At 69.3% G+C, this 10,753-nt stretch carries 12 protein-coding genes; 9 read left to right on the forward strand and 3 right to left on the reverse strand.

What is annotated here, in order from left to right:
* Positions 1-421 precede the first annotated feature (421 nt).
* Positions 422-1,471 carry a YihY/virulence factor BrkB family protein gene (locus FNH08_RS32735; RefSeq protein ID WP_152775154.1) on the forward strand — a complete coding sequence of 350 codons (1,050 nt, stop codon included), beginning with the start codon at positions 422-424 and terminating at the stop codon, positions 1,469-1,471.
* A gap of 13 nt (positions 1,472-1,484) precedes the next feature.
* Here the strand turns inward: FNH08_RS32735 and FNH08_RS53680 are convergent, their stop codons facing one another.
* On the reverse strand, positions 1,485-1,775 hold the full coding sequence (locus tag FNH08_RS53680) for a hypothetical protein (RefSeq protein WP_322725887.1): 291 nt from the start codon (positions 1,773-1,775) through the stop codon (positions 1,485-1,487).
* Positions 1,772-2,077, reverse strand: a complete 306-nt coding sequence (locus tag FNH08_RS32745; protein ID WP_228034492.1) for a hypothetical protein — start codon at positions 2,075-2,077, stop codon at positions 1,772-1,774. Before FNH08_RS32745 ends, FNH08_RS53680 begins: the two co-directional genes overlap by 4 nt.
* A 187-nt stretch (positions 2,078-2,264) precedes the next feature.
* Here FNH08_RS32745 and FNH08_RS32750 point away from each other — a divergent pair, with 187 nt between their 5' ends.
* The 3 genes from FNH08_RS32750 to FNH08_RS51045 all read left to right on the forward strand — a co-directional run bounded on the left by FNH08_RS32750 (position 2,265) and on the right by FNH08_RS51045 (position 4,402).
* Entirely contained in the window at positions 2,265-3,107 is an 843-nt protein-coding gene (locus FNH08_RS32750) for a helix-turn-helix domain-containing protein (RefSeq protein WP_152775155.1), read from the forward strand.
* A complete protein-coding gene (locus tag FNH08_RS32755) occupies positions 3,089-3,298 on the forward strand; it encodes a DUF397 domain-containing protein (RefSeq protein ID WP_322725888.1) in 210 nt (69 codons plus the stop codon). The genes FNH08_RS32750 and FNH08_RS32755 overlap by 19 nt, the downstream gene beginning before the upstream one ends.
* An 846-nt stretch (positions 3,299-4,144) precedes the next feature.
* Entirely contained in the window at positions 4,145-4,402 is a 258-nt protein-coding gene (locus FNH08_RS51045) for a hypothetical protein (RefSeq protein ID WP_194238692.1), read from the forward strand.
* Positions 4,403-4,515: 113 nt separating this feature from the next.
* Here the strand turns inward: FNH08_RS51045 and FNH08_RS32765 are convergent, their stop codons facing one another.
* On the reverse strand, positions 4,516-5,196 hold the full coding sequence (locus FNH08_RS32765; protein WP_322725889.1) for a GntR family transcriptional regulator: 681 nt from the start codon (positions 5,194-5,196) through the stop codon (positions 4,516-4,518).
* A gap of 167 nt (positions 5,197-5,363) precedes the next feature.
* Here FNH08_RS32765 and FNH08_RS32770 point away from each other — a divergent pair, with 167 nt between their 5' ends.
* From FNH08_RS32770 to FNH08_RS32790, 5 genes are all read left to right on the forward strand, one after another.
* Entirely contained in the window at positions 5,364-6,548 is a 1,185-nt protein-coding gene (locus FNH08_RS32770; RefSeq protein ID WP_152775157.1) for a 4-oxalomesaconate tautomerase, read from the forward strand.
* Positions 6,545-7,570, forward strand: a complete 1,026-nt coding sequence (locus FNH08_RS32775) for an amidohydrolase family protein (protein WP_322725890.1) — start codon at positions 6,545-6,547, stop codon at positions 7,568-7,570. Before FNH08_RS32770 ends, FNH08_RS32775 begins: the two co-directional genes overlap by 4 nt.
* Positions 7,571-7,637: 67 nt before the next feature.
* Complete coding sequence (gene ligK, locus FNH08_RS32780; protein ID WP_152775159.1) at positions 7,638-8,321, forward strand: 4-carboxy-4-hydroxy-2-oxoadipate aldolase/oxaloacetate decarboxylase; 684 nt, start codon at positions 7,638-7,640, stop codon at positions 8,319-8,321.
* A gap of 20 nt (positions 8,322-8,341) precedes the next feature.
* Positions 8,342-9,277 (forward strand): amidohydrolase family protein, encoded by a 936-nt coding sequence (locus tag FNH08_RS32785; protein ID WP_152775160.1) that lies wholly within the window; start codon positions 8,342-8,344, stop codon positions 9,275-9,277.
* Positions 9,278-9,316: 39 nt separating this feature from the next.
* The gene (locus FNH08_RS32790; RefSeq protein WP_322725891.1) at positions 9,317-10,699 is read left to right on the forward strand and encodes an MFS transporter; all 1,383 of its coding nucleotides are present in this window, start codon (positions 9,317-9,319) and stop codon (positions 10,697-10,699) included.
* The last annotated feature ends 54 nt before the right edge of the window (positions 10,700-10,753 follow it).

The following is a 10,753-nucleotide window of genomic DNA, read 5'->3' on the forward strand; positions in this document are numbered from 1 at the left end:
GGGTGTCGCGGCAGCGGCGGAGGGTGCGCCGACGGCGAGACCGGTGCCGAGGACGGCGGTGCCGGTCAGCGCGGCGCGGAGAAGGGAACGCCGACCGGTCCTGGTCGAGGTCGCGGCGGCGGATGTGGTCGGCACGAGGCCGGCGGCTCTGTGGGGAGCGGGCTCTGAATTCACGGTGAGGAACGTACGTCCGAATCCTGGACCGGCCGCCTGCGTTGCGGAATCTTGGCGGACGTTGAAGCAATCTTGGGCAATCGCTTCCCGGTCGATGACCAGCGCTTGCCGCGGACCGGAACAGGACATTGCCGCAGGGCCGTCACGGAGTCCTTCGTCGGGCCCTTCTCGGGAATTCGCAAAGTGGGCGTGATGGATCTCTGGGCCCCGCACCGAATGAACCGGCCATATCGGGTACTCCGGACGTATGTCACGGCTATCGAGGTCTGAGCACCGGAAAAGCGCGCCGCCGGAGTCGTCCGGACCGGAACCGGACCGGGCGGCGGGGCCGGATGAGGAGGTGGAGCGGCAGGCGCCGGAGGAGCCGACACAGCTGTCGAAGCGCTCCTGGCGGGCCGTGCTGAAGCGCACGGTGCGGGAGTTCCAGGACGACGAACTCACCGACCGGGCCGCGGCGCTGACGTACTACGGCGTGCTGTCACTGTTCCCGGCCCTGCTGGTGCTGGTGTCGATCCTCGGCCTCGCCGGACAGTCGGCGACCGACCAGGTCCTGGACAACCTGCAGAAGCTGGCCCCGGGGGCGGTACGCGACATCCTCAGCGACGCGGTGCGGCAGTTGCAGGGCGGTGGAGGGGTCGGTTCGGTCATGGCCGTCGTGGGCCTGATCCTGGCGGTGTGGGCGGCCTCCGGCTATGTCGGGGCCTTCATCCGCAGCGCCAACGTCGTGTACGACATCCCGGAGGGCCGTCCGGTGTGGAAGGTGCTGCCGGTGCGGGTGGGCGTGACGGTGGCGCTGCTGGTACTGACGGGGATCAGCGCGGTGATCGTGGTGTTCACCGGAGGTCTGGCCCGTGACGTCGGAGAGGCTCTGGGCATCGGGGACACGGCACTGACGGTCTGGTCCTACGTGAAATGGCCGGTGCTGGTCATCCTCGTCACCATCATGATCGCGCTCCTGTACTGGGCGGCGCCCAACGTGAAGGGCCGCGGCTTCAAGTGGATCACCCCGGGCAGCGTCCTGGCCCTGCTGATCTGGATGATCGCCTCGGCCGGGTTCGCGCTCTACGTGGCGAACTTCGCCTCCTACAACAAGACCTACGGGACCCTGGCCGGGGTGATCATCTTCCTGGTGTGGCTGTGGATCAGCAACATCGCGATCCTGCTCGGCCTGGAGTTCGACGCGGAACTGGCCCGGCAGCGCGCCGTCGTGGGCGGGCACCCGGAGGACAAGGAACCCTACGTCCCACCCCGCGACACCCAGGCCTGGAGCGAGGAGGACCAGCGGCGCATGGATTAGGGCGCACGGGGGCTCACAGATCAGGCGATCCCAACTGCCTGACGCCGAGACCCGTCCTGCTGCGCGCGTTCGTCTCGGCCAGGCGGGCGCGGAGCAGTTCCTCCGGGGTGAGCGGCCGGACGTGGTCCGGAGCGGCGTCCCATTCCCGGCCGCCGGAGAGTGGGCGGAGCTGGAGGTAGGGGCCCTCGTGCCCCATGACGACACCGACGCGGTCGCGGGTGGTGTCGCGTACGGCGGTGCCGGGCGGGGGAGAGGGCGGAGCAGGCTCGGGCTCCGGTACGTGGGTGGGGTCCGGGTCGGTCATCCGGCGGTGCCCCTCGCGATGACAGCGGCGAGGGCGAGGGCGACGGGAGCCGAGCAGACGCCGAGGTGGACGAGGGCGTGGCGGGTGCGGGCGTCGTGGGGGATCTGCTCTTCGTCGTCGGGGACGAGGTCGCCCCACGGCGTACGGACGTCCATGGCGGGGAGCTGGATTCCGGCCTGGGTGAGGGCGGCGGCGAGGGCGTCGCGGGCGGCGGTCGCTTCCTGGAGCTTGGGGACGAGTGTGCTGGACTTCGTGCGCCTCGGCAGCGAGGCGCCGCCGGAGTTCGGGGTCGGGCTGGGCATGGCGCGTCCTTCCCACGGGGGGTGGATTCGTGATTCGGCCACCGCCTTCGCATCCGATGAATTACGGTGCGTAGTCGGCATGTTACGAGAATGCCGCCGGGTTTGGCCGGGACGTGCCGTCGACGCGGTGCCGTTCCGCGCCGGGTGGTGCATGTTCCACAACTTCCACAGACGGAGAGGAGCCACCTTGCCGCAGCGACGCCTGGTCACGGGCCGCAGCCAGGAGCCTCGTCAGCGGTTCGCTGAGGAGTTACGGCAGTTGCGGGCGGGCAAGGGTGACAGCCTGCGGCAGCTCGGGGAGCGGCTGGGGTGGGACTGGTCGCTGTTCGGGAAGATGGAGAAGGGGGAGACGCTGGGTGGTCCCGAGGTCGTCCAAGCGCTCGACCAGTACTTCGGGACACCGGGGATGTTGCTGGCGCTTTGGGAACTGGCGCGGGGGGACCATACGCAGTTCCGGGAGCAGTATCGGCTCTACATGGCGCTCGAAGCGGAGGCGACCAGCCTGTGGCACTTCGCCGTCAGCGTCTTGCCGGGGCTGCTCCAAACGCCGGGGTACGCACGGGAACTCCTGGCGGCAGGCGGCCTCAGGGGTGAGGAACTGGAGCAGCAGGTCGAGGCGCGCATGGGGCGGCGGGAGTTGCTGGAGGGGGAGGAGCCGCCGCCGTTCCGGTCGATCATCTCGGAGGCGGTACTGCGATCTCCGCTGCGTGATGTGGGGGAATGGCGCAAGCAACTGGAGCATCTGGTGGCGATGGCTGAAAGGCAGGACGTGATGGTTCATGTCCTGCCGCTGAGTGTCGGACCGCATGGCTTGATGAACGCCACCGTCATGTTCCTGCGCTTGCTCGACGGACGTACCGTGGCATACATGGAGAACGGCTACCGGGGCGAACTGATCGAAGAATGCGGCCCGGTTGACCGTTTGCAGCGTGCGTACGATGCAGTGCGCGACCTGGCCTTGTCCCCCGCTGAGTCGCGGAAGTTCGTCCTGCGCCTGTTGGAGGAAACACCGTGCGCTCTCTCGACATGACGTTCGCTACTTGGCGCAAGAGCAGCTACAGCAATCAGGACGGGGGCGAGTGCGTCGAGGTCTCCGACGACTTCGCCACCGTCGTCCCCGTGCGTGACAGCAAGAACCCGCACGGCCCGGTCATCACGTTCGCGCAAGACGGCTGGGCCTCGTTCGTGACGGCCGTCAGGTGTGGTGAGTTGGACGCCTGACGGCCGTACTGGGGAGGGCCCGGGGCCCTCAGATGTCCCGGAAGAGACCAGCGGACGCGGTGACCTGCTGCAATGGGCGGTCGCGGGTCGCTGAACTGCAGGAATGGCCTTTCGGCTGTTTCGCGCTCGTGCCCGTTGATCTTTCGGCCCCTATCCAAAGTGGGGTGGTGCGGTGTGGGCTGGAGCCTGTGCATCGGTGGTCCACCCTCAATGAACGACAGCGCGCGCTTCTCGAACGGCTTGCAGTCGGCGAAGAACCTGGTGCTTGGGCGCCGGACGCCTGGCGCTCGGCCTATGCCCTGCGTGACCGTGGGCTTCTGTCGATCGACAAGGGCCGTGGCGATGCCCGCGTCGAGGTCACCGAAGCCGGGCGGTTCTATCTGCGAGAGGGGCATCACCCTGACGATCCGGCGTTCGCCGGCGGCAGTGAGCCAGCGGTGCCCGCTGAGCCGCGGATGGCGTACAGGGAGCGGCCTGTCGCGCCTGCCCGGCGGGCGAAGGCACAGGAGCTGATCGAGCGGCTCGTCGCCGAGGGGCATGTCCGGTTCGCTGATTCCGATGACGACGAGATCGCGGAGTGGCGGCGTCAACTGCGCGAAGCGGCACGGCCTGGAACCGGAAGGCAAGCGCATCGAGAAGGTTCAGTACGGCGGGCCTGGGTTGGAGCTGTTCCTTGCGGAGGGCCCGCGTCCCAACGCGCGGAGTCAGCGGTCGAAGTCGGGTGGGGCTGTGGTCCCGGTGCCTTCGCGATTGGCGCACCTGCACCCGGTTGTGGCTTCGCTCAAGGACGGCGAGGGCACGAGGTGCGGGAGATCCGGTCCTCGTACTACTCCTGGTGTGCAACTGATGATCACCGACACCTTCCTCGGCGCCCGCTACCGGCGCATCGTCAAACGCCGCGGCCACGCCAAAGCCCTGGTCGCCGTCGCCCGCTCGATGCTCGTCATCACCTGGCACCTGATCAACGACCCTGACGCCTGCTACCAGGAACTCGGCGCCGACTGGCACCAACGCCACCTCAACCCCGCACGCAAGACCCGCGACCTCGTCCGCCAGCTCCAGACCCTCGGCCACCACGTCACCCTCGAACCCACGGCCGCCTGACCGACCCACTCCCGACATCCGGGCCGCCAGCAGCCCGGATGCTGACGCCCTGCCCTCCCGAAGATCGATTTTCCGATCAGCTTCAGAGTCAAGCCAAGCGTGCGACCTTCCGTTCAGACGCGGGTCGGCACCGGCGTGGACGGCATAGCGGCCGACGATCGCAGTTGCTCGATTACGTCCTCCAGATGTGCGGCTGCCGCCCGTGCCGCTGCCGTGGCATCACCGCCGGCGATCGCGTCGATGATGGCCAAGTGCTGCTGCAGGGACTGGGCGGGACGGCCGGGGCGCAGTGCCAGCCGGAACTGGAAGCGCACCATCGGTCCGTTGAGCCGGTCGAGTTGGCGCCTGGCCACCTCTTGGCCGCTGGCCTCGACCACCAGTTCGTGCAGGCGCTGGTTGAGTATGGAGTAGGTATGCACCGCTCCGTCCGCGACGGCCTGCCGCATCTCCGCGCCGATCTGGCGCAGCTCCGTGCGCTGCTCCTGGCTCGCCCGCGTGGCCGCCTTCATGGCGCACAGCTGCTCCAGCGCGGAGCGGCACTCGGTGATCTGGATGGCCTCGTCGACGGACACCGCCCGGACGCGGGCTCCGCGGCGAGGGACGATCTCGACGATCTCTTCGGCGGCGAGATCCTGCAGAGCCTCGCGGACGGCGCTGCGGGTTGCCCCGTAGGACTCGGCGAGGTCGTTCTCCACAAGCCGCTGCCCGGGCGACAGGTCCCCGGAGCTCAAGGAATGCCTGATGGCCTCGGCCACGTACTGGCGTCCGGCTGCGCCTGTCAGCTTGTCTGTCACTCGTTCGGCCTCTTCCGTCGGCAGTTCTGTATACGTGAAGCCTAGAGCCGCGCGGACTGCGGCCAAGGCCGCCGAGGGCTTCGTTTGGCAATTTCGTCAACCTTCTTGTCAACAATCTGGTTGATGATTTAGGTTCCTCAGCGCCCCCAGTTCATGAAGGAGTGGCCATGCCCGCCGAAGCAGCCGCCCAGGTCCACGGGACCCGCCGTCGCGGCTCTCAGATCGCGATTCCGTGCCTGTTCATGCGGGGCGGTACGTCGCGGGGACCGTTCTTCGACGCACGGCTGCTGCCCGAGGACACCGGGGTCCGGGACACCGTGCTGCTGGCCGCGATGGGGTCGCCCGACCCGCGCCAGATCGACGGCATCGGCGGCGCGCACCCGCTGACCAGCAAGGTCGGACTCGTGCGTCCGGGGACGGAACCCGGCGTCGACGTGGAGTGGACCTTTGCCCAGATGCAGCCTGGCAGGGACACCGTCGACACCTCGTCCAACTGCGGCAACATGCTCGCCGCCGTGCTGCCGTTCGCCATCGAGACCGGCATGGTCGTCCCCACCGCCGACCTCACCACCGCCCGCGTGCTCACCCGCAACACCGGCATGGTCGCCGAGATCACCGTCGCCACCCCGGCAGGCCCCGCCGGGGTGCGGCATGTCTCCTACGAGGGGCAGGCCCGCATCGACGGTGTCCCCGGCGGGGCCGCTCCGGTCGAGATCGGCTTCCTGGACACCGCCGGCTCCGTCGCAGGCTCCCTGCTCCCCACCGGGAACACACGCGACACCGTAGAGGTCCCCGGTGTCGGCGCCGTCGACGTCACCCTGATCGACAACGGCCAGCCCCTGGTGATCGTGGCAGCCGAGCGCATGGGCGCCACCGGCTACGAGACACCGGCGGAGATCGACGCCGACAACGAGCTCAAGGCCCGCGTGGAGGCACTGCGCCTGGTCTGCGGCGAAGCCATGGGCCTGGGCGACGTCACAGAGAAGAACTACCCGAAGATGACGCTGGTGGCGCCGCCGCGCCAGGGCGGCACCCTCTCCACGCGGAGCCTCATCCCGCGGGTGTGCCACCAGTCCATCGGCGTGCTGGCCGCTGTCACGGCCGCCACCGCCTGCGTGCTCGAAGACAGCGTCGCCCGCGACGTCTCCGCTGACCTGTCAGGCACGGAGGTCACTGTCTCCGTCGAGCACCCGTCCGGAGAATTCACCGTCACCCTCGGTCTCGACCCGGACGCCCCCCAGCAGATCGCACGTTCCGCGCTGCTGCGCACCGCCCGCCTCGTCATGGCCGGCGACCTGCTCGTACCCCTTTCCGTCTGGGACCCCACCACCACGCAGGAGAGCACCGCGTGATCATCGACATCCACGGGCACTACACGACCGCACCGGCTCCCCTGGGGGAGTGGCGCGACGCGCAGGTCGCCGCGCTCACCGACCCGGCGCGGGAGCCCGACCCCGCTGGGCCCGCCATCAGCGACGACCAGATCCGTGAGTCGATCGAGGCGAACCAGCTTCGCCTGATGGACGAGCGCGGCATCGACGTCACCGTCTTCTCCCCCCGGGCCTCGTTCATGGCCCACCACATCGGCGACTACGCGGCCTCCTCCGCCTGGGCCCGCATCTGCAACGACCTGTGCCACCGTGTCGCCGAGCTGTACCCCGGGCGCTTCGCCCCCGGGGCGATGCTGCCGCAGTCACCGGGGGTCGATCCGGCCACCGTCATCCCCGAGCTCGAGCGTGCCGTGGTGGAGCTGGGCGCCGTCACCGTCAACGTCAACCCGGACCCCTCCGGCGGCCACTGGACCGCTCCGCCGCTGACCGACCGGTCCTGGTACCCGGTGTGGGAGAAGCTCGTCGAGCTGGACGTGCCGGCCATGGTGCACGTCTCCACCAGCTGCAATCCGGCCTTCCACACCACCGGGGCGCACTACCTCAACGCCGACACCACGGCGTTCATGCAGCTGCTGACCGGGGACCTGTTCACCGACTTCCCCGAGCTGCGCCTGGTCATCCCGCACGGCGGTGGCGCCGTGCCGTACCACTGGGGCCGCTTCCGGGGCCTGGCGCAGGCGCTGGGCAAGCCGGAGCCGGAGGAGTCGCTGCTGCGCAACGTCTTCTTCGACACCTGCGTCTACCACCAGCCCGGCATCGATCTGCTGCTGGACGTGATCCCGCACGCCAACGTCCTGTTCGCCTCAGAGATGATCGGCGCCGTACGCGGCATCGACCCTCGCACCGGCCATCACTTCGACGACACCCGCCGCTACGTCGAGAACACCGGCCTCTCCGACGAGGACTTGGCGGCCGTCGAGGAGCGGAACGCCAGGCGTGTCTACCCACGCCTGGACGCCCGCCTGACCGCCCAGGGCCACTGAGCCCCGCAACCCCGCGCCGGCCACTCCCGGTCAGCCGCGCAGCCACGAGAGCGCAAGGAACCGCACCATGCACGAACTCGGAGTCGTCCACCGGAACATCGAACGCGCCGACCGTACGGCGGTCGAAGCCCTGTCACAGTTCGGGGTCGCCACCGTCCACGAGGCCATGGGCCGCCTCGGCCTGATGCGTCCCTATCTCCGGCCCGTCTACGAGGGCGCGAAGCTCTGCGGCACCGCCGTCACCGTGCTGCTGCAGCCCGGCGACAACTGGATGCTGCACGTGGCCGCCGAGCAGGTGCAGGAGGGCGATGTCGTCATCGCCGGCTGCACCACCGAGAGCGAGGACGGCTTCTTCGGCGAGCTGCTCGCCACCTCCCTCCGCGCCCGCGGCGCCAAGGGACTGGTCATCGACGGCGGCTGCCGCGACGTCGACGAGCTGCGGCGAATGGACTTTCCCGTCTTCTCCCGCGCCATCAACGCCAAGGGCACCGTCAAGGCCACGCTCGGCTCGGTCAACGTGCCCGTCGTCGTCGCCAACGCGCTGGTCAACCCGGGCGACGTGATCGTCGCGGACGCCGACGGCGTCGTCGTCGTGCCCGCCGCGAAGGCCGCCACGGTCGCCGAGGCGGCAGCGAAGCGCGAGGCCGGCGAGGAGAGCAAGCGGGAGCGGTTCAAGGCCGGGGAGCTCGGCCTGGACATGTACGGAATGCGCGGGCCCTTGGCCGAGCTCGGCCTGACCTACGTCGGCTGACCACCCGAGGAGCAGCTCTGATGACCGACGAGTCCTTCGCCGTCACCCCCGGCTGGCTCGACTGGCACCGCGGCCCCAGCAAGCCGGCGTTCACCCTGCCAGAGGGAGCCGTGGACGCCCACTGCCACGTGTTCGGCCCCGCCGCCGAGTTCCCGTACGCGCCCGAGCGCAAGTACACGCCGGTCGATGCCGGCAAGCACGACCTGTTCGCGCTCCGCGACCACCTCGGCGTCTCGCGCAACGTCATCGTGCAGGCCACCTGCCACGGCGCCGACAACAGCGCCCTGGTGGACGCCCTGCGCGCAGCCGGCGGTCGCGCCCGCGGCGTGGCCACGGTGCGTCCCGACGTCAGCGAGGAGGAACTGCGGCGCCTGCACGACGCCGGAGTGCGGGGAGTGCGCTTCAACTTCGTCCGGCGCCTCGTGGACGCCGCCCCCACCGAGGCGCTGGAGACCATCGCCCGCAGGATCGCACCTCTGGGGTGGCACGTCGTCCTCTACTTCGAGGCTCCCGACCTGCCCGACCTTGCGCCGTTCTTTGCCTCCCTGCCCGTACCACTGGTCTTGGACCACATGGGACGTCCCGACGTCACCAAGGATCCGGACGGGCCCGAGTTCGCACGCTTCCTGCGCTTCGTCGAGGCCAACAACGTCTGGGTCAAGGTCTCCTGCCCCGAGCGCCTGACCGCCACCGGGCCGCGTGCCCTGGACGGCGAGCGCCACGCCTACCAGGACGTCGTGCCGTTCGCCCGCAAGGTCGTCGACGAGTTCACCGACCAGGCTCTGTGGGGCACCGACTGGCCCCACCCCAACCTCAAGGACCACATGCCCGACGACGGTCTCCTCGTCGACCACATCCCCCATGTCGCCACGACCCCCGCCAAGCAGCATGCCCTGCTGGTCGACAACCCCATGCGCCTCTACTGGCCCGAAAAGGCAACCGACCTACACATCTGACACGGCGACGGCGCCGGGTCCCCATCCCAGGAGCGTGCAGTGCAGCACCTTCCCACCACCAACGCGGCCAACCGACTCGACCGGCTTCCCATCTCGAAGTTCCACAAAACCACCCTCGTAGCGGTGGCGTTCGCCTACTTCTTCGAGTTCGCGGACATCAACACCTTCGCCATCACGGCCCCGGTGGTGCGCGAGCAGTGGGGCGCCGACGTCAACCACATCGCCTATGTGACCTCGTTGTCCTTCGTGGGCATGTTCATCGGCTCCATCGTGGCCGGCGGGCTTGCCGACCGGCTGGGCCGCAAGCGCACGCTCACCCTGACCACGCTCTGGTTCGCCCTGTGGTCGTTCGCGTGCGTCTTCGCCTGGGACATCTGGTCCCTGGGCGTCTTCCGCGTGCTGACCTCAGCGGGACTGTCCGCGATGACCGTCGTCGCCGTCGTCTACATCAGCGAGCTCTACCCGCGCGCCAAGCGCGGCAAGTTCCAGGCGTACGCCATCGTCATCGGCATCTGCGGCACCCCCGCCACCAACCTCATCGCCTCCATGGTGGTGCCGATCTCCGACTGGTCCTGGCGCCTGGTCTATCTGTGGGGCTCCCTGGGCGTGCTGTTCCTGCTCTTCATGCGGAAGCTCGAGGAGTCCCCGCTGTGGCTCGAGTCCCGCGGTCGCCACGGGGAGACCGAGGCCGTCCTGGCCCGCATCGAGGCGAGCGTGACAGCCGAGCACGGCCGGCTGCCCGCTGCGGAGGCCCCGCAGCCGCAGGGCCCGGCCACCAAGTCCGGCCTGGGCCTGCTCAGGGACAAGAAGTTCCTGTTCCCCACGATCCTGCTGTCGGTGCTGTGGATCACCCAGACCATCGGCTTCTTCGGTTACTCCAGCTGGGCGCCGACGCTGCTGGCCGCCGAGGGCGTCAGCGTGGAGGACTCGATCTTCTACGTCGCCCTGACCACGGTCGGCGCACCGCTCGGCTCCTTCCTCGCCGCGATGGTCACCGACCGGTTCGAGCGCAAGTGGTGCCTGGTGATCTTCGCACTGATCATCGCCGCGTCCGGCCTGATGTACGGACTGACCTTCACCCCGGTGCTCATCGTTGTCTTCGGGTTCCTGGTCAACCTCTTCGAGCGCGGCTACACCGCCCTGGCCTACGCGTACTCACCAGAGCTCTACGACACCAAGGGCCGCTCGCTCGGCACCAGCATCTCCTACGGCCTGGGGCGGCTGTCGAACGCGGTCGGCCCGCTGACGATCGCCGGGATCTACAACGGCATCGGCTACCAGGCGGTCTTCATCTTCATCGCCGGCACCTGGACCCTCGGCGCCGTCGTGCTAGCCCTCTTCGGGCCGGCCACGCGCCGGCAGCGGCTGGCGATGGAGGCCGCGGCGAAGGAACAGCAGGAGGCGATATCGGCGACGTCCTGAACGCCGACGTCACGGCGGTCGCACACGGGGTCCGGCCCGCCCGCCGAGCGGGCC

This window comes from Streptomyces spongiae, assembly GCF_009377185.1.
GTDB classification, from domain to species: domain Bacteria; phylum Actinomycetota; class Actinomycetes; order Streptomycetales; family Streptomycetaceae; genus Streptomyces; species Streptomyces spongiae.